At 45.3% G+C, this 19,240-nt stretch carries 15 protein-coding genes; 1 reads left to right on the top strand and 14 read right to left on the bottom strand.

Annotation, left to right across the window (positions count from 1 at the left end; translation table 11 throughout):
- Positions 1-28: 28 nt before the first annotated feature.
- From bioD to DWW23_RS13855, 14 genes are all read right to left on the bottom strand, one after another.
- Positions 29-706, bottom strand: coding sequence for a dethiobiotin synthase (gene bioD / locus DWW23_RS13925; protein ID WP_122353890.1), 678 nt, complete (start codon positions 704-706; stop codon positions 29-31).
- A gap of 6 nt (positions 707-712) precedes the next feature.
- The gene (gene bioC / locus DWW23_RS13920) at positions 713-1,471 is read right to left on the bottom strand and encodes a malonyl-ACP O-methyltransferase BioC (protein ID WP_122353889.1); all 759 of its coding nucleotides are present in this window, start codon (positions 1,469-1,471) and stop codon (positions 713-715) included.
- Positions 1,447-2,109 (bottom strand): DUF452 family protein, encoded by a 663-nt coding sequence (locus tag DWW23_RS13915; protein ID WP_122353888.1) that lies wholly within the window; start codon positions 2,107-2,109, stop codon positions 1,447-1,449. The genes bioC and DWW23_RS13915 overlap by 25 nt, the downstream gene beginning before the upstream one ends.
- A gap of 31 nt (positions 2,110-2,140) precedes the next feature.
- Positions 2,141-3,280 carry an 8-amino-7-oxononanoate synthase gene (locus DWW23_RS13910; RefSeq protein ID WP_122353887.1) on the bottom strand — a complete coding sequence of 380 codons (1,140 nt, stop codon included), beginning with the start codon at positions 3,278-3,280 and terminating at the stop codon, positions 2,141-2,143.
- On the bottom strand, positions 3,277-4,563 hold the full coding sequence (gene bioA, locus DWW23_RS13905) for an adenosylmethionine--8-amino-7-oxononanoate transaminase (protein ID WP_122353886.1): 1,287 nt from the start codon (positions 4,561-4,563) through the stop codon (positions 3,277-3,279). The genes DWW23_RS13910 and bioA overlap by 4 nt, the downstream gene beginning before the upstream one ends.
- 13 nt (positions 4,564-4,576) lie before the next feature.
- Entirely contained in the window at positions 4,577-5,557 is a 981-nt protein-coding gene (gene bioB, locus DWW23_RS13900) for a biotin synthase BioB (RefSeq protein ID WP_122353885.1), read from the bottom strand.
- A gap of 38 nt (positions 5,558-5,595) precedes the next feature.
- Positions 5,596-5,979, bottom strand: coding sequence for a hypothetical protein (locus DWW23_RS13895; protein WP_122373990.1), 384 nt, complete (start codon positions 5,977-5,979; stop codon positions 5,596-5,598).
- 14 nt (positions 5,980-5,993) lie between these two features.
- Positions 5,994-7,655, bottom strand: coding sequence for a peptide MFS transporter (locus tag DWW23_RS13890; protein ID WP_122353884.1), 1,662 nt, complete (start codon positions 7,653-7,655; stop codon positions 5,994-5,996).
- Positions 7,656-7,674: 19 nt separating this feature from the next.
- Positions 7,675-8,742 carry a DUF4831 family protein gene (locus tag DWW23_RS13885; protein ID WP_122353883.1) on the bottom strand — a complete coding sequence of 356 codons (1,068 nt, stop codon included), beginning with the start codon at positions 8,740-8,742 and terminating at the stop codon, positions 7,675-7,677.
- 265 nt (positions 8,743-9,007) lie between these two features.
- On the bottom strand, positions 9,008-9,367 hold the full coding sequence (locus DWW23_RS13875) for a DUF3244 domain-containing protein (RefSeq protein ID WP_122353881.1): 360 nt from the start codon (positions 9,365-9,367) through the stop codon (positions 9,008-9,010).
- 115 nt (positions 9,368-9,482) lie between these two features.
- Entirely contained in the window at positions 9,483-11,201 is a 1,719-nt protein-coding gene (locus DWW23_RS13870) for a tetratricopeptide repeat protein (RefSeq protein ID WP_122353880.1), read from the bottom strand.
- 195 nt (positions 11,202-11,396) lie between these two features.
- Positions 11,397-12,908 carry an NAD(P)H-hydrate dehydratase gene (locus DWW23_RS13865; RefSeq protein ID WP_122353879.1) on the bottom strand — a complete coding sequence of 504 codons (1,512 nt, stop codon included), beginning with the start codon at positions 12,906-12,908 and terminating at the stop codon, positions 11,397-11,399.
- Between the two features lie 892 nt (positions 12,909-13,800).
- Positions 13,801-15,123, bottom strand: a complete 1,323-nt coding sequence (locus DWW23_RS13860; protein WP_122353878.1) for a PAS domain-containing sensor histidine kinase — start codon at positions 15,121-15,123, stop codon at positions 13,801-13,803.
- On the bottom strand, positions 15,120-16,487 hold the full coding sequence (locus DWW23_RS13855; protein WP_122353877.1) for a sigma-54 dependent transcriptional regulator: 1,368 nt from the start codon (positions 16,485-16,487) through the stop codon (positions 15,120-15,122). Before DWW23_RS13855 ends, DWW23_RS13860 begins: the two co-directional genes overlap by 4 nt.
- A gap of 351 nt (positions 16,488-16,838) precedes the next feature.
- On the opposite strand from DWW23_RS13855, the gene DWW23_RS13850 reads away from it, so the two are divergent.
- Positions 16,839-19,226: an ABC transporter permease gene (locus DWW23_RS13850; RefSeq protein WP_122353876.1), complete on the top strand. Its 2,388-nt coding sequence runs from the start codon at positions 16,839-16,841 to the stop codon at positions 19,224-19,226.
- The last annotated feature ends 14 nt before the right edge of the window (positions 19,227-19,240 follow it).

Genomic DNA, 19,240 nt, shown 5'->3' with positions numbered 1-19,240 from the left:
TTTTATCGTGTCTTTATCGTGTTTTCCGTTATAAGCTGATATTGAGAGGAAGTGGAGTTTTACCTTCGGTTTGTTCGGGCATAACGACCAGTTGTGTACCGGGCCATTCACGGGAGATGTACCGGCTGAGATATTCAAGTGTATTTTCTTCGATCAATTTATCAGTCCGGGGATAAAGGTTATAGATGACAGCTTCTACCTTAATACCATACTCACGACAGGCAAAAAGGCTCAGGAGCGTGTGATTTATACTTCCCAGTTTACCGGAAGTGACAAGGATCAGAGGATAATGTTCACGTTTCACATAATCGATTGCCAGGGATTTAAAATCATTCGGTACCATCAATCCGCCCGCCCCTTCAAGCAATACATACTCATATAATTCTTGCAGGTATTGAGTTTTAACTGTAATATTAGACAGATTAATCTCGCGTTTATCACGTTCGGCTGCCATATGTGGTGAACAGGGATACGTGAAGATATAAGGGCACGTGGCACCTGATTTGTCTTCATTTGTAAACGGGATACCCATCAGGTGGCGATGCATTTCGATGTCTTCAGATACTTCCGTACAACCGGTCTGGATCATCTTCTGCGTGATTACTGTATGGCCTTTTGCAGCCAGAGTACGGGCAAGGATACCTGTAGCGTAGGTTTTGCCGACATTGGTATCGATACCTGAGATAAAGAATACTTTTCCTTTCATTTTAGTCTATTGTTTTTTTACCGCCAACACATAAAGCGGGCGGTAAGTGAGTGTTACTTTATTATTGTTTGTGTGGAACAACTGCTGATAATCGCGGCAGAAACGAGTTTGTTTGCCGCGTGTCCACTGTCCATCGCCGGTTGCTGTTACCCCTGTATTTTTCAGATGGCGAAGCACGTCGAGGGGAGTATCGAATGTGAGGATAATATCTTCTTCCCGAAGATGGAGCAGATGGAAATCTTCTTCCAGCCATTCCGTCAACCGATCGGTCGGTGGATAGTTTAAGCCTGTTCCGGTCAGTTGTTTGATCTCTGCCAGATTACCGGGGGCGAAGGTATTGAATGCTAAAATGCCATTTGGGGTAAGTCTTTCTGCCAGCTTATGCAGGAGTAGTCTCGGCTCTTTCATCCATTGAAAGGCAGAGGCAGAGGCAATCAGATCGAAACGACCGGGAAAATCGATCTCTTCTGCATTACCAGGAATAAAATCGGTCGATTGTCCCGGAAAGAGTTCGGCTATCTTATCATGGCAACCTTCGCAAAGATCGTTCAGATACCATTCGTCGATCACACAACTATCTTTCAGGTTGCGGGTGAAACCTCCTGTGCCACAACCTATTTCCAATGCACGCCGGAAGTGCATGCTGGTGTAGCGTGATAACAGCCCTGTTAACTTCCGGCAGATTTGCTGCTGGGCATCGGCATGTTGGTCGTAGCTGTCAAGCGCACGGCTGAAGCGGGTTATAATTCGTTCCACTGTTTCCATAAGTAAAAGGGATAGTGAGGGGCTGTTATTTCTATTACCGGGCAGCGTTCATCCCAATAGTTATGTTGATTGGCTGCCGGGAAAATATGATCATCCGAGCTGATGACTGCCCGTGTCCAGGGAATAGAGGAAGGAGTGGATTGTGAATTTATCTCAGAATGTTCCTTACAGGAGTTGTAGATGAATTGTAATTCTTCCTTTATTTCTTCTAATAGCCGGGGAGGGAATGCTTCGTATTGTGCCAGTATGTCACGAGTACCGCACATCCGGCGGTTGAAACGTTTCAGACCTTCGGTTGTCAGGTTGTCGAGTGTTCCCTGGAAAATCTTCTCAGGGATACCGTATGTGTCATGTATCGGGCAGGAGGTACCGTTAACGGCAGTGGCAGAGGTGAATGTGTATTTACCAGCCAGAGTCAGTTCTGCCATCCGAATTCCCATAGACCACGCGATGAGGTCTATTTCTTCATAACGGGTGAGATCTTCTTCAAATGTCAACACCCTGTAATCATAGCAGATCATAATGTCCGTACCTTCTTCCGCTTTCAGTCGGACGAATAATTCCGGTGTAGCGGACCATCCGGTAAAAAACAGAAGGAGGCGACGATTTCGGATGTCTGTTTGTTTTTGTATCTTCATTATTGTATAATTATTTATATCGAACCTTCGCCTACAGCGATTGTATCAGTTGTTGTATATCGGTCACCGTTACATCTGCCGTCAATGAGAAGCGTATCCGTGATGTCCCTTTCGGAACCGTCGGGGGACGAACGGGCAGACAGTAGAAGCCCTTGCGCTGTAACTCTTCAGTTTTGAGAATGCAATCGGTATTCTCTCCGATGATATAAGGGATGATATGACTTTCACTGATCTCTCCACCTTTCCCTTCGAGTGCTTCAGCCAGCAGATGACTGGTCTGTGCAAGCCTTTCGCGAAGAGGTGTAAAATCCGGTAGCCGTTCAAAGATAAACCGTGTCCAGGCTATCTGGAAAGGCGGTAAGGCGGTGCTGAATATCAACGGACGCATGTAATTGACCAGGTATTCCCGGATGGTACGGTCACATATGACATAAGCCCCCATCGAGGCCAATGCTTTCCCGAACGTACCGACCAACAGGTCTATGTCTGCGATACAGCCTTGTTCTTCCGCAATCCCTAACCCGTTTTTACCACGGACACCGATGGCATGTGCTTCATCGACATATAAAACGACATTCGGATAAGTTTTCTTTAGTTCGACCAGGCGGCGGAGATCTGCGATATCCCCATCCATGCTGAAGATACTTTCTGTAACGATAAACAGTTGCTCACATTCTCCGGCAAATCTTTTCAATAAAGTTTCCAGGTGATTGTAATCATTATGACGGTAACGCTGGAAAGGAACGCCGCTGAGTAAAATACCGTCGATGATACTGGCATGTACCAATTTATCAGCAAGGATGACTGTCTGTTTGTCGGCCAGTGCCGGGAGTATTCCGGTATTGGCATGGTAGCCGCTGTTGAAGAGCAGGGCAGCTTCGCGGTTGAAGCGTTCGGCCAGCAGTTGTTCCAGTTCCGTGTAAACTGTAAAGTTTCCGGTCAACAGGCGGGAGGAAGAGGAGGTAAAAGGGTATTCCTGTTCTTTCCATTCCTCCAGAAATGCATTTTGAAGGTCGGAGCGGGATGCCAGCCCCAGATAATCGTTGGAAGACAGGTTAAGCATGGTCTGACCTTCTTTCTCGATCCGGTAACCGTGATGTGTGACGGCTGGTAACTGGCGATAGCTACCTGTAGCCTTGAGTTGGTTTAATATGGAATTATAATCTTTCATTGTCCTGTTTCTTCAATACAGTTTAATACACCGGAGGTCAATATACTCAGCTCTTCCGGCTTGATAATAAACGGAGGCATCAGGTAAACCAGCTTGCCGAACGGACGGACCCAGATGCCTGCCTCCACAAAGCGACGTTGCAGGATGGCCATATGGACAGGTTCTTTCATTTCAATTACACCGATGGCTCCCAATACTCGTACTTCCTTTACATTCCCGAATGATTGGGCTGGTGCCAGTTCACGGCGGAGTTGCCTTTCGATAGCATTTACCTTTTCTTTCCAGCCACTTTCCAGAAGCAATGAAACGGAGGCGGAAGCAATGGAGCAGGCTAACGGATTTCCCATAAAGGTCGGACCATGCATGAAACAACCGGCTTCACCGGAACAGATCGTCGTTGCTACCCGTGTGGTAGTCAGCGTAGCCGATAATGTCAGGTAGCCTCCTGTCAGTGCTTTTCCTATGCACATGATATCCGGAACAACCCCCGCATGTTCCCAGGCAAAGAGTTTGCCTGTGCGCCCAAACCCGGTAGCGATCTCGTCAAAGATCAGTAATACCTCATATTGTTCGCATAACTCTTTGGCACGTACCAGAAAAGCAGGTGAGTAGAAATACATTCCTCCGGCTCCCTGCACGATAGGTTCCAGTATCAGGGCGGCAATATCACCGGCATGCTGTTGCAGCAAGTCTGCCAATGGTTTCATGGCATCTTCATTCCATTCTTCCCCGTATTTCACGGAAGGTTGAGGTATAAAATACTGTACCGGAAGGCTACCGGCAAATATTCCGTGCATACCTGTTACCGGATCACAGACAGACATTGCATGCCAGGTATCTCCGTGATATCCGCTACGGATAGTCGCAAAAGCATGTTTATTTGTTTTTCCTTCTGATTGCCAGTATTGGATAGCCATTTTCATCGCCACTTCAACGGCAACCGAACCACTGTCGGCAAAGAATATCTTTTCCATTTCAGGGGGAAGTATATCCAATAGCTTTTGTGCCAACTCGACAGCCGGTTCATGGGTAATACCACCAAACATGATATGGCTCATCTTCTTTAATTGTTCATTGGCTGCCGCGTTGAGTACCGGATGATTGTATCCGTGAACCGCTGCCCACCAGGAAGACATACCGTCGATCAGGTGTCTTCCGTCTGCCAGGATAATTTCCACACCTTCTGCACCCGCTACCGGATAAACGGGGAGCGGATCGATCGTCGATGTATAGGGATGCCATACATGCTCCCTGTCGTATTGTAATAATTCTTCTGTAGTCATTTGTCTGTCTGTTTTATCCGACCCAGTCGGTTTCTCTCGTTAATGAATAACCTGCTTCGGTGAAAAGTTCTTTATCTTCATCCACGCAGCTTCCGATAGTCGTTAACAGGTCGCCGATGATAGCTGCGTTTATGCCTATATATAATGCTTTTTGTTGTGCTTCCTTACTCAGCAAGGAACGTCCGCCGGAGAAACGGAGATAAGCATTCGGATTGATAAAGCGGAATAGGGCGATCGTAGTCAGAAACTCCTCTTCGGATAGTTGCGGAGTACCGGCTAGCGGTGTTCCGGGTATCGGTTGCAATAAGTTCAGGGGGATAGAATGAACCTGCTCTTTTTGTAGCAGTAAGGCCATTTCTATCCGTTGTTCCATCGTTTCTCCCATACCTATTATACCACCGGAACAGATACGGAAACCTTCTTCCCTGGCCATATGGATCGTTTCCAGTTTTTGTTCGATTGTATGTGTCGTACATAAGGTACGGAAGTAGGAGGGAGCTGTTTCTATATTGCAATGATAGTTCTCAACGCCGCTTTCACGTAATTCCTTTAACTGTTCTTTGTTCAGAAGTCCCAGGGAAGCACAGCATTTGATATCGCTTGCCTGCTTAATATACCTGACTGTTTCAGTCAGCTTTTTTATTTCCCCGTCGGATAGCCGTTTTCCACTGGTCACCAGTCCGAAACGTTCGATTCCCTGCTGACGGTTATGCAATGCCTGATGAACGCATTCCTCTGCCGGAAGTAAAGGATACAAAGCAACGACCGTATTGTAATGACCGGACTGTGCGCACCATTTACAGTTCTCGCTGCAATTCCCGCTTTTTGCATTGATAATGGAACAGGTATCGAACTTATCTCCCATAAAATGCCGTGTTATTTGGTGGGCGGCTTTATATAAAGCCTCTTTATCGGTACACCGGGATAAAGTAATCGCTTGTTCTTCACTTATTTTTCCCCCTTCAATAATAAACTGTTTAAGTGTTTCAATCATATCGCTCTTGTCTTTTAAGAAATAAAAAGCGGGAAGTCTCAGCATATACTGAAACTTCCCGCTTTAGGATATATAAATATAATATAATGTACGTACGAAGCCGCTACCGATGTCTGTTTTACCGTCGGCAAAGAGAATAAAAGAAGTAACATTTGAGAAAGCCATGTGATGGCTTCCGTGCCCGATCGCTCTTGTGAGATATCCGTTACGACTTCGGTCTCTTCCGTATTTATACGTCCGGCAAATAATACAGACGAGTGGTTGGAGCCGTTCTTAACCTGGAATCTTTCCGATACATTAGAGGAAAGTTGTCCGATCGTAACGGCCCGCTTCAAACTGAAGAATGCAGCATACCCTTTCCGGCTCCATCTTTTGAACCGGAAAGAACTTTGCCTGAAATATCTTTGTTGCTGCAACTTCATCTTTCAGCTTTTTCTTATTTAGCTACTTTTTCCAAACGTTTCATGATAGAGAAGATGAACAGAGCAGACAACAGACAGCATACGATCAATACGCTCCATACCATCCACAACTGCATTCCGCCCCACAGGTAACCGATGATAGCCACCAGATAGTTACCGATAGCCGTAGCTACGAACCATCCTCCCATCATCATACCTTTATATTTAGGAGGTGCCACTTTCGATACAAATGAGATACCCATCGGTGAAAGAAGCAACTCTGCAAAAGTCAATACCAGATAAGTCGAAATCAGCCAGTTCGGTGAAACCAGTACATCGGCAGAAATACCGTTTGCTTCAACTGCTGCCGGTGTCGGCAAACCTAATGATCCTACAGCCATGATAAGGAAACCGCAGGCTGCAATCACCATACCGATACCGATCTTACGCGGTGCAGACGGTTCTTTCTTTTTCTTTGCCAGATAGCCGAATACTGCCAGTGATACCGGTGTCAACACGATTACGAAGAATGGGTTGAACTGCTGGAATATCTGCGGCAGGATACCTACTGTCGGATCCATAGAGGCATAATTCCATCCGAGCAAGCCAAGCATAACGAGAAGGATTGCAGCCGATATTCCTTTTGCTTTACCTGTTTTTGACTGGAATAAAGAGAAGGCAGCGTAAACGATGACTAACAGGAAGGTCAGGTTCACGATATTGAAGCCTAAGCGATCCAGTCCGGTAATGGATTGAGCCGTATAGTCACGTGCAAAGAATGTCAGTGTCAAGCCATTCTGGTGGAATGCCATCCAGAAGAAAATAACTACGGCAAATACCAGCAACAATGCCTGGATACGTGCTTTTGTCTGTTCAGGCGTCAGTTCTTCTTCCTGTACATTAGCAGGTTTTGCCTGTTTAGAGTTGTAATCGGCATGTTTGAATGTCGGGCGAAACACCACATAGATCAGCATGGATACGACCAGGGAAATACAGGCAATAGCGAAACCATAGTTGTAAGCCTCCGATAATTTATCGATATACGTCGTACAGAATGTGGCTGTATCACCGACGAAATTCTGAGCTGCCTGTAAACCGCTCAAGGTGGTAGCTCCTTCTTCTGTAATTGTTCCGTTCAGGAATTGATGAGCCAGTGAAGGGATCTGCGGCACATAGGTAAATCCGGCTTTACCCAACATCTTGTTTGTTATCATTGTAGCTGCAGTCGGAGCATACATCGCACCGATATTGATAGCCATATAGAATATACTGAATGCGGTATCACGTTTTGCTTTGTATTCGGGAGCATCGTACAGATTACCGACCATTACCTGCAAATTCCCTTTGAACAGACCTGTACCACAAGCGATCAGGGCCAATGCACCGAACATTAATATTTTTCCGGTAGAAGAGGGTGTAGGAATAGATAACAATACATATCCGATAAACATGACAACGATACCTGTCGTTACCATTTTACCGTAACCGAATTTATCGGCAAGGATACCTCCGATAAGCGGCATGAAATACACTGCTGCTAAGAAAGACCCGAAGATGGTCGATGTCTCGGCAGCTGTGAAGCCGAATTTAGCTTGTAAAAATAGAGTAAAAATTGCGAGCATCGTGTAATACCCGAAACGCTCGCCGGTATTCGCTAAGGCTAACGCGTATAAACCTTTAGGTTGTCCTTCAAACATAAGAATTTAGATTAGATTATTATTGAATTATTTGTTTTATGGCGCCGGTCTCCGGATAGAAATAGACTTTTACCGGAGCTTTTTTATCTTCGAACATAACAGGGGCAAGTCCTTCACGTGAACCGAACTGGGTAATTTGTGCTTCTCCCTTATAGAGTGTTTTTTTGTTCATGCTGATCTCGATACTGGCTTTTCCCGGTACGTTATAAATAATGCCTTTCATTGATTTTTCCTTCTTTTCTGCTTCTTTCGGGTCGAGAACCGGAGCACGCTCGGTTGCTTTCAGATTCATATAGACCGGAACACCTCCCAGATCGTCTGCATCGACGATCCCCATCAGGTTAGAGAAACGGAATAAAACTTCTTTATCCAGATTGTCATAAGGCGTAATGCTTACTTCATAATGAGATGTTTCTTTGGTCAGGATGCCGGTGAACAGGTTAGATAGTGCTTTTTCCTGTTCTTCCAGTTGCTGGATAACCAACTTCATCGCTTCACCGTCGGGAGGAAGGTTGTCTGCGTCACCGGTTAAGATATTCAAACGGCTTTCACGGATACGGTAGATTTGTTTTGCGGCAACTTCCGCTTGCCGGGCTGTAGAGCCTGCCATCAGCAGCTCTTCTGAAAAAACAGAGGCATCCGTTACTTTTGCCGGTCCCTGTCCGTTTTTCTTTATAGATTCGAGTTCCGATTCTTCCGGAGTATATTCGGCGTTGATGGAACATAGGAGGCCGTCTTCCGTCAGATAAGCGTAAGGAGCAACCGTACCGCTTTTAAATTCAACAATATACGTGTTATCCGGATCGGGTATTCCCTTATTAACCAGAGATAGTTTACCCAGTTCATAGTATACTTTATCTTCCGTTACCGCATCTTTAACTCCCAGATATTTCTCTGCATACTTGTAGTAAGGTCCTGCTTTACAGGTTACCTTTGTCACTTCTGCATCGATGATCAGTTGTGTTTTTGGCAATGAATAAGTAATACCGAAATTATTCGCTTTGACAGCATTTTTCTTTACCACTTTGGTTTGTGCCATTAGTGGTAGACTAAACAAAAGACATGCTATTGTGATCAGATTCTTCATATCCAAACAATTTATTATCTCAATAATGATTGTACAAAACTAGGAAATATTTTGTTAGTAACCAACCATAGAACCGTCTTTTAGTCTTTTGTAATGCAGATGTTAAGTCGGATTATGGTATATTGGGTAGGAAGGAATAAAATCATAGTTAATGTTTTGGTTATGGGAGAGCAACTCGCGAATGGAAAAGGAGATCGAGATATAGAGGGGTTGGTTAAATCATCCTCCGCGAGTTGCAGAAAACATAAATTTAGTGCATTTAATGCTATTCAATAACAAATGAGCCGGTCAGGTATCCATATCGATGTACCAGGCACAGGGTGTATTCTCCATTTTCTGTATTTAATGGAATTGTATATGCCTGCGGACTTGTAACAGATACACTTTCTTCATAGACTACCGTTCCTGTATTATCTATTACCTGAATAGTCAGATTTGCCAGCGGACTGGTAAATTCGATTGTCAGGTTATTTCCTTCTATTGAAGCTGTAGGAGGTGCCGGAAAAATAGATTTAATATCTTCTGGTCCCCATTTGCCCTTAGTTGGGATACGATCAGCATAGATATTTTGAGCGCAAAACACTCCGCAAATAACTAAAAATAGAGTAGCAATTAACTGTCTCATGATCTTAAATGTTTAATTGTAGGTTGATAAAAATGAAAATGCCTTACAAAAATATAATTGATATTTTAATATGGATTATATTTTTGGTGACAAAATGGTGACAATGTTTAATTGACTAGAAGTCAGATATAAACGAGTCGAATTTCTCTGCATTTTCAGACTCTTGTGTCAATTTTTTATACAGTCTTCTACGACATTGTGAGACTCCGGAGCTGGTTATGTTGGTTAATATCGCTATCTTTTTTACTGGAACACCGATTTTGACCAAATAACATATGCGTAATTCCTCCGGGGAGAGCCGCGGAGATAGTTCAAGAATGCGGCTTGTGAAGTTCGAATATGTGGCATCGATCAGCAAAACCAGTTCGGACCATTCGCTATCGGTCAGTCCCGAGTCGGCTTTGTGGATTTTAGAGTATAAAGAGGATCTCTTGAAATCCTGTTCCAGTAATTCGACCGTATTTTGCTTTAATGAGACTTGCCTGTTCTCCATTTCCAGTATCAACTTTTGGGTTTCAAATAGCTGTTTCTTTACTTCGCTCAAAGATTCTTCGCCTTCCGACAGATTTCTTTCGAGTAGCCGGATCTGTTTCTTGTTATCCTCTATGTACTGTTGGCTCTGTTTGTATAGCTGTTCTTTCAGGTCGAGCAGCTTCTTCTTTTTCTTTTGTTCCTTTTTGAAGATGAAAAAGCCGGCAAGGAACAAGGCGGCAGTGATTATCAGTATCTGGTATATGATGATCATTCGTTGGGATGCTTCCTTTTCATATTTGCTCTTTTCATCCGCTATGCGCTGGTAGTTGAACATACTTTGTACCACACGTATATTTTCATAATGGGAGTCTTCGTCTATAGAATCCCTTAGCTGTTCATAGCGGTCCCAATATTTGAAATAGTTTGTCAGGTTGGATTTCTGTCTTTCTATCCGGGCCAGGAAATATAAACTTCCGGCCTGTGTATAAATACTCGGGCTTTCCAGGCTACGGTTCAGGTAATACCGGGCAGAGTCATATTGTGCTGTTTTCAATAAATATTCTCCGTACGTCAGGTATAAATGATAGCGGGGCTTGGATGGTAAGCATGTTTGCATCGATTTCTGTATACAATCGTAAGCATCTTGATATTGTTTTGTTTTCAGATATAAACTTCCGAGATCGTTATATAACGACGAGATACTTTGCGGGGTTGCTGTTTTTATTGCTTGCCGGTAGTAATATATAGCGCTGTCCGGTTCCTGAGTTTCGGTAAAAACACGGGCGGTGTTACGTAGGGCGAAAGATATTCTGGTAGAATCATTACTGTTTTCTAAAAGCTGCAATGTCCTTTTATAGAGAGGAAGTGCCATTTCGTAGATGTCCTGATACGAATAAAGCGTCCCCAGGCTATTGTTCGCTTTGATAAGCAGGTCGGTAGCATGTAAACTTTCTCCCAGTTCGCGTGCTTTGAGGTAGGATTGTTGTGCCTGCAGTGCATCCTGCATATCCGAATAGGCCCTGCCCATATAATAATATGACAATGCCAGTGCCGGAATATCATTCTGGTTTTCATAATAAGCGACTGCCTTTTTTATCAGGGAGTCGGAGGTTATCATGATGTAATTCTTATCCAGAGCCTGTGTGAACAGCAAGGAATATGCTGCATATTCTTTGCTCGACAGTTTTTCGGGGGATTGTATATTATTGAGGATGGTCAATGCGCTGTCGGGGGCTGTTTCCATCAACGTCTCTGCCTGATGTAATTCCGGAGAGATTGAGTTGCTGTTTGAGCAAGAGGGGAAACACAGCACACAGATCAGTAATAAATAGGATATAATATGTATGGATTTATTTGTCATTTGCCTACTTTTGGTGGTCGAATATATCTCTTTTTTTTGAAACATAAGCTCTTATAGAATGTTATATTTGGCTGATTATTAGGTATGACTTGCGAAAAACGCTGAATATTAAAAGGTACACAACTTATAAAAAAAGTACGGCCAGATCCTTTCGGGGACCTGGCTGGTAATATAAATCAGAATGCATTCCGGTTGTTATTTGATTTGCTTGAACGCTTTTCCGAGCATGTCGGTGATATCACCGGCGATCATACTTTCTTCCGAGCGGTAAACGGCAGCCAGGTCGCCAGCCGTACCATGAAGGAAAACTCCCGATACAGCAGCAGTTTCAGGTTCAGCCTCTTGTGCCAGCAATCCCAGGATAATGCCGGTCAGGACATCACCGCTACCGGCAGTTGCCATGCCCGGATTTCCGCAACTATTAAAATAAATGTTACCTCCGGGAGTACAGGTTGCCGTATAGGTACCTTTCAGGACAATGCAAAGTTTATGATCGACAGCGAATGACTGTGCTTTCCGTAAACGTTCGAACATGCTGTTGCTTTCTCCGGCAATGCGGTCGAACTCTTTCGGGTGCGGTGTCAGGATGCTGTGCGGAGGGATGCGGTTCAGAAGATCTTTATTGGAAGCGATCAGGTTGAGTGCATCGGCATCCAGTACGACCGGCTTTTCCGTTGTTTGAAGCAGACGTTCCAAAGCGGCAGCCGATTCGAGATGCTGGCCTAATCCGGGTCCTACACCGATGGCGGAGTAAGCGGATATTTCGGGAACGGTCGTGAAATAGTCGGGATGCGGATCGAAGCTGACCATCGCTTCCGGGAAAGCGGCCTGCAGGATTACTTCACCGCGTTGCGGAATGTGAACCGTCAGCAGTCCGGCCCCGCTTCTCAGGCATGAACGGGCGGCAAGCAGGGCAGCTCCCATTTTGCCTTTGCTTCCGGCAATAAGCAATGCGTGGCCGAAAGTCCCTTTATGAGAGAATTTGTCGCGTGGCTGGAATACTTCCGCCATATCTTCTTCCGTCACCATCATATAGGGAGTGGGAGTATTATCGACAATATCCGGATGAATACCGATATCCAGCACTTTCCATTCACCGACATATTCGGCATTCTCTGGGAAGAAGAACGCCAGTTTCGGGAAACCGAACGTCAGTGTCAGGTTGGCCCGGATGATAGAGTCCGGATCATTGGTCTGGTTGTTTTCGCCGAACAGTCCGGAAGGAATATCTATAGATACGATCGTCGCATCCGATTGATTGATATAATGTACCATAGCAGCGAACCCGCCTGTCAGCGGACGATTCAGGCCGGAACCGAACAGACCGTCGATCACGACATCACGCTCGGTCAGTACCGGAGGAACGAAGTCGGCTACTACTTCGGTAAACTCTACCTTTTCCAGGCCGAGTATCCGTTGCTTATTCATCTCACAATCAAAAGAAAGATGTTCGGTCGGATTGAATAAATAAGTCTCAACTTTGTAGCACTCATCTTTCAGCAGACGTGCGATGGCAAGTGCATCGGCACCGTTGTTACCCTGTCCGGCGAATACGATGATGCGGGTTTGCTTCGAAAAACGGCGGCAGAACTCCTGCACAAAAACCGTTGAGGCACGTTCTACCAGGTCGATAGAGCTAATCGGCTCGTTTTGGATCGTGTATTGATCGAGTTCTTTAACCTTATCGGTTGGAAATATCTTTATCATGATTGTAGGATCTCTAATATTTATTCTGCATACAAATGTATAACAAACTTTGTAAACAGGCTAACTACGCTAAAATAATTTATTCAGTTATTATCAGATTATCGATAACCTCACAAAAGTAAGTACAACTGAAAAGTGACTACCGGATAGGAGCAGATAGGGATGGTTAGTGCTGGATAAAGACAGTTAATCTTTATTGGAAAAAGCGCTGACAACCGCTGTCGAAACATAGGTGTTTTAACGACAAAACATATATGATTTGCAAACGAAACATATATGTTTGGGAAAATGATTTATTTTGTAATGGAGCGTTAGAGAACGGTTTGACCTCTACTGAAAAAAATTGAAAAAATGCCCTATTATAAATTCTATATTAAAGATACTTCTATCTATATTTAAAGAGAGACCGGTCCGTGTGTATAAGGTGTGTTTTGTAACTTATTTTAGGCGATTGAAATTCAAAAGATACGGCGTATAAGAAGCGTATAACTCAGCGTATAACTTAATTTCTTTAATTGTACGATATAGAACTAGCATCAAAATACTTGGTCCTACAATCTGATTATGCCTGGTCGGAGTTCCGAAAATTTTGATTCAGAAATTATCAATAATGAGCTATCCCTTAATCAAAGTGACTTAGCCATTACAGGTTTATTTGCCGTCAGTTTTAACTGACGGTTTACAAGTTGCTTCTCTTTATTGGCTTCAGCCACATTTCTCTTTACATAGAGAGACTCTTTAAATGGGACTAAAGTCCAAAGAGATAGAGCATTTACTTATCCGTCGGTTAAAACCGACGGCAAATGGACCTGTAACTATACCAGCCCTATTGATGACTGATGGTTTATAGCTGAATAGTTCATCTTTCTAACAATGAAACTGTTCCTGTTTTTCAGGCGAAAGTCAGCAGAAAACGGCTGCCTTTTCCCGCTTCCGAAATAACGGTCAGGCTCCCTTTGTGCATATACATGATTTGCCTGGAAACACTCAGTCCGATGCCGGAGCCGACAGGTTTGGTGGTAAAAAATGGGATGAAGATGCGCTCCTGGACATCTGCCGGAATGCCTGTCCCGTTATCTTTGACCTGGATAAAGGTTTTCCCCTCTGCATTGATCCCTGCCGACAACTCTATCAACGGGTCCGGGCAATCTATTGTTGCGTCCAGCGCATTTTTTATCAGGTTGATAAGTATCTGCTCGATCAGCGTCTTGTCTGCAATGACCTGTAAATGCGATGAGGAAGGAAGTATCCTTATCGTATCTGTTTCTTCCCTGAACAAGAGGACGACGCTGTTAAGCAGGCTGTCTACCGGAATGATTTCGGGAACCGGAGTAGGGATGCCCGTCACCTTCCGGTAATTCTCTACAAAACGGACCAGGCCGCTGCTTCTCCGGAAAATAGTATTGATCGCCTGGTTCATCTCCTCCCGGTCCTCTTCGCTGATCTCCTCCGAAGCCTGCTTGTTTTTCAGCAGTTCGGAGAGGGAGACGATAGGAGTCATCGAATTCATGATCTCGTGTGTCAGTACCCGGATCAGTTTCTGCCAGGCTTCGGTCTCTTTGTTTTCCAGTACGGAACGGATATTCTTCATGCTGACGACTGTAAGCGGCTTGTTCAATACCACGAATGACATGGAAGAGAGTATCAGTTGCGAATAATCCTCCTGTCGGCGGACTTGCAGGATGGAGAGTTCGCCGGGATGCAAAATACGCAACCGGGCAGGAAGTTCCGGGTGATAAGCTGCCAGATCGTCGATCGTTTCGGCAAAATTCAATCCGGTTTGTATCTTGGCAGCCTGGTTCATCCATTCGATCTGTGCCGTTTCGGAAGAATAGACGAAGACGGAAAGGTCGATATGGTTGGCCAATGCCTGGAAGTATTGCAGTTGGCTTTCTTTCTGTTGCAGATGTTTTTTATAATAAAGTAAGGCATCCTCCATCGCTTCGGTCAACTCATGGGGAAGAGCTTCCGAGTTCTCTCTGGGTGTTTTCCCGGAAGCCAGAAAGTCGGAATAACGTACCGACCAGACAAACTGGCGGAACAGTCGGTCGCTCCGTTCCATCTGCCGGAGCAGATACCAGGCTTCGATCAGAAGAGCGATCCCGGCGATCCCCGCAGAGATGTAGAACTTCCCCGCCACCAGAAATGCGCAAACCAGACTGGTGAGCAGCACTAGCAGGATCGAAGCGATGGCCTTTTTTGAGTACTGTTTCATAATCCGTATTTTTCCAGTCGCCTATACAAAGATGTACGCGTAATACCCAACAGGTCGGCGGCCTGTGTCAGGTTCCCCGAGCAATGTAGCAACGCCTCTTGTATCGTATTCTTCTCCAGTTCTTCCAGATTGAATTTCTCCTCTTTCTCCCGGTAGCTGGCAACAGGGGTGCGGAGCATGAAGTCATCGTATTGCAGTTTCTTCTGGTCGGAAAGGATAACCGCCCGTTCGATGACATGCTGTAGTTCGCGGACGTTGCCCGGCCAGTGGTATTGCTTGAGGAGCTGGCGTGCTTCCCGTGAGAAGCCGTCGATCTCTTTCTTGTATTTCAGGCTGTAGCGTTTCAGGAAATGATCGGCGAGGAGGGAGACATCGTTTCCCCTTTCGCGCAGAGGAGGGATGAACAGCTCGATCGTATTGATCCGGTAAAGCAGGTCCTGACGGAAATTGCCGTCGCGTACTGCCGCATGCAGGTCGGTATTGGTCGCGCAGATCAGCCGGACGTCGATAGGCGTCTCTTTGGTCGATCCCAGGCGGTTTATCTTCTGTTGTTCGATCACCGTGAGCAGCTTCGATTGAAGCATAAGCGGCAGGTTTCCGATCTCATTCAGGAAAAGCGTGCCGCCGGATGCGATCTCAAAACGTCCCGATTTGCTTTTACCTGCATCGGTAAAGGCCCCTTTTTCATATCCGAACAGTTCGCTTTCAAACAGGTTGTGTGGGATGCTTCCCAGGTCGATAGGTACGAATGCCTCCTGGTTACGTGGCGATTGCTGGTGGAGCGTGTAGGCGATCAGGTCTTTCCCCGTCCCGTTCTCGCCCTGAAGCAGGATATTGGCATCGGCATGTTTCAGTTTATCCAGTGTCCTGAATATCTGCTCCATCACGGGAGATTCGCCGATCACCTCAACTTTAGGCTCTGCAGTGGTGAGCACCGATTTTTGCTCTTTCAGGGTTTGTACCTCACCGCGGCGCAGGCTGAGTTCAAGGGCGGACGAGATAGTTGCCAGCATCTTTTCATTCTGCCAGGGTTTCGGGATAAAGTCGGTGGCGCCTGCTTTGATGGCACGGACAGCCTTTTCCGTATCCGAATAGGCGGTAATCAGGATAACGACGGTCTCGGGTGATATTTCGCGGATGCGTTCCAGCCAGTAAAAGCCTTCTTTCCCGCTGACGGCATCGGCCGTGAAGTTCATATCGAGCAGGATCACATTGTATTTGGTGGTCGACACGAGCCGGTTGATCTCCTTCGGATTAGTACTGGTCGTAACGCTTTCAGCCAAAGGACGAAGTAACATTTTCAATGTAAAGAGAATGTCTTCGTTATCATCGATCACTAATATTTTGCCTTGTCGTACTGCCATGATATTTGTTCTTCGTGTGTTATAGAGTGCCCCAAACTTAGGTAAAATTTCCGGATAGACGATTAATAATTTGCCAATTTGTTAATATGCCAATGTGCCAATTATGGCAACTATCCTGTTAGTTCTTTCTTAGAAAAGAATTGAAAGTCCCTGCGTTTGGGATTCGTTGTTGGTGATGAACCGTTCGGAATCGTATGGAAAGTGTACGATATCGTACGGTTGTTATATTCTCTGCTATATTTATATATTTAATTTTTAATACGTTATGAAAATGGCATAGATATTGGATATAGTTAGCCAGGTATCGACAGACAGAACGGTATAACATTGACTATCATAAAAGAAATAACCATGTTTAAACATTACATCAAAGTAGCTATCCGCCAGGTTAAACGGAGTTTTCTGTTTTCCTCCATCAACATATTCGGTTTTGTGTTGGGGATGACTGCCGCTTTCCTTATTTACTTATGGATCGTGGATGAACTGACATTTGAGGATTTTAATAAGAACGGCGAATCTATCTACCGGGTGATCCGGGAAGAGCAAACCGCAAACGGTCAGGTGCCTTCTACCGTCACTCCGCTTAGTGAAACATTCCGGAAAGAATTTCCGAAGGTGGAGAATGCGACCTTTATAAAGTACGGCGGGAAATATGACATTCGTACAAAAGAGGTGGCTATCGATGTTAACTATGCATTTGTCGATACGACCTTCTTTGATGTATTCACTTTCCCTGTTGTGGCAGGCGACCCGTCCCTGCTGAAGAAAGATCCGCAACAGATCGTGCTGTCGGAAGCGATAGCCGGGAAACTGTTCGGTAAGACATCGGCTATAGGAAAAGAAGTCGAGTGTAAAAACAGTAAAAAATATTATAAGGTGGCAGCCGTCCTGAAAGTTCCGCGCAAAAGCCATATTCAGTTTGAGGTGCTGGGCAGCTGGGATGCTTATAAATGGGCGGGAATAGAAGATGAAGTCTGGGGCTTTTCAGAAAGAATGCACGTCTTTATCCAACTGAGGAAAGGAAATGCATTGACGGATGCAGACCGGTTGGCCATGCGTGATCTCTGGATGAAACATTCGCAATGGGGGAAACCCCTGGCGTTCCAGCCGTTGAAAGATATTCATCTGCATACACCTTTCAAAGAACCCAACGATGTGTTCAACCACGGAAATATTCAACAGATTTACCTCTTTGCGGTGTTGGCTATCCTGATTGTCTTTATGGGGGCGTTTAACTTTATGACGTTGTCGACGGCTCGCGCTTCCCTGCGTTCAAAAGAAATCGGTGTCCGGAAGGTGACCGGGGCAAAAAAGAAAAAGCTGATCATGCAGTTCCTGTCGGAAAGTCTGGTGCAGGCTTTTATCTCGTTGCTGCTGGCATTGGCACTGACGGAATTGCTATTACCATTTTTCAATCTATTTGTCGGAAAGGATATTACTTTGCAGCTCAATTGGCAGACTTTCTTGTTTGTGTTGTTCGGTATCGTCGGCGTAGGTTGTCTGGCCGGGGCTTTCCCCGCTTTCTATATGTCGTCGTTCAGTCCGTTGCTGGCTTTCAAAGGAGGGCAGGTGACCGGTAAGAAGGGTACATTGATCAAGGGACTGGTTTGTGTACAGTTCGTGATCGCAATAACCATGATTATTTGTACGACTGTCATATTCAAGCAACTCCATTATCTGAAGAACGCCGATCTGGGGTTGAACAAAGAGTATCTGATCGAGGTGGATGTTGTAGACTGGCGCCGGGGAGCGGACGGATTTAAACAAGAGATACTTAAAAATCCGTATGTCAAGAGCGTTGCGTTGGGGGTGGAGATCACAAATTACCTGCAGGGATATGGCTTTGAACAAAGTATGTTCAGCTGGGAAGACGAGAATGGAAAAACAGACTCGGTAAAGATGGTCGGAATGGTCGGAGACAGCGACTTTATTCCAGCTTTGGGGCTGACCTTGCTGAAAGGGGAAACTTTCGGAGCGAATCCCGACCATTACTGGGATGGTTCCTATGCAAAGGAATCGCCGATCGTTATCAATGAAACGGCCTGGAAGATGCTGAAGGTCGAGAACCCGGTCGGTATGTTGCTGACGGGCGGCGGGATCGGTATCCGTAATTCCAGGGTCGTAGGTGTTGTGAAAGACTTTAACTTCCAGCCGCTACGGGAAAAGATAAAACCGGCATTCTTCTATTATACGGTTCAGTTGTTTAATTATATGTATATCCGGATCTCGGCAGAGAACCAGACCGAGACGTTGGAGTTCCTGAAAAAGGAATATGAAGAAGCACGTCCGGATATGCTTTTCAATTACCGTTTCCTGACAGATGTATTAAATGAGAATTATGCCCGCGAGCAGCAACAAAGCCAGATGTTCCTGATCTTTACCGTACTGGCGATTATCGTTGCCATGATGGGAGTATTCGGACTGGTGGCTCTTTCTACGGTGCAGCGGACAAAAGAAATAGGTGTCCGCAAGGTGAATGGGGCACATTCCGACCGGATCGTGAAGATGTTCTGCCGTGAATACCTGATTTGGGTGGGTGTTGCTTTTGTGGTCTCCTGTCCGCTTGGTTACCTCTTCATGCTGAAATGGTTGAGCAACTTTGCTTACCAGACCACGATCAGCTGGTGGCTTTTCCCATTGGCAGGCGGTATTATACTCCTGATAACCTTGTTGACCGTCATGGCCCAGACCTGGCGTGCCGCTTCCCGGAATCCGGTAGAATCTTTACGATATGAATAAAAGAACAAACAAAC

The sequence above is a fragment of the Parabacteroides sp. AF14-59 genome (assembly GCF_003479515.1).
Lineage (GTDB): Bacteria > Bacteroidota > Bacteroidia > Bacteroidales > Tannerellaceae > Parabacteroides > Parabacteroides faecis.
This window is presented reverse-complemented; position numbering and strand designations above follow the sequence as displayed.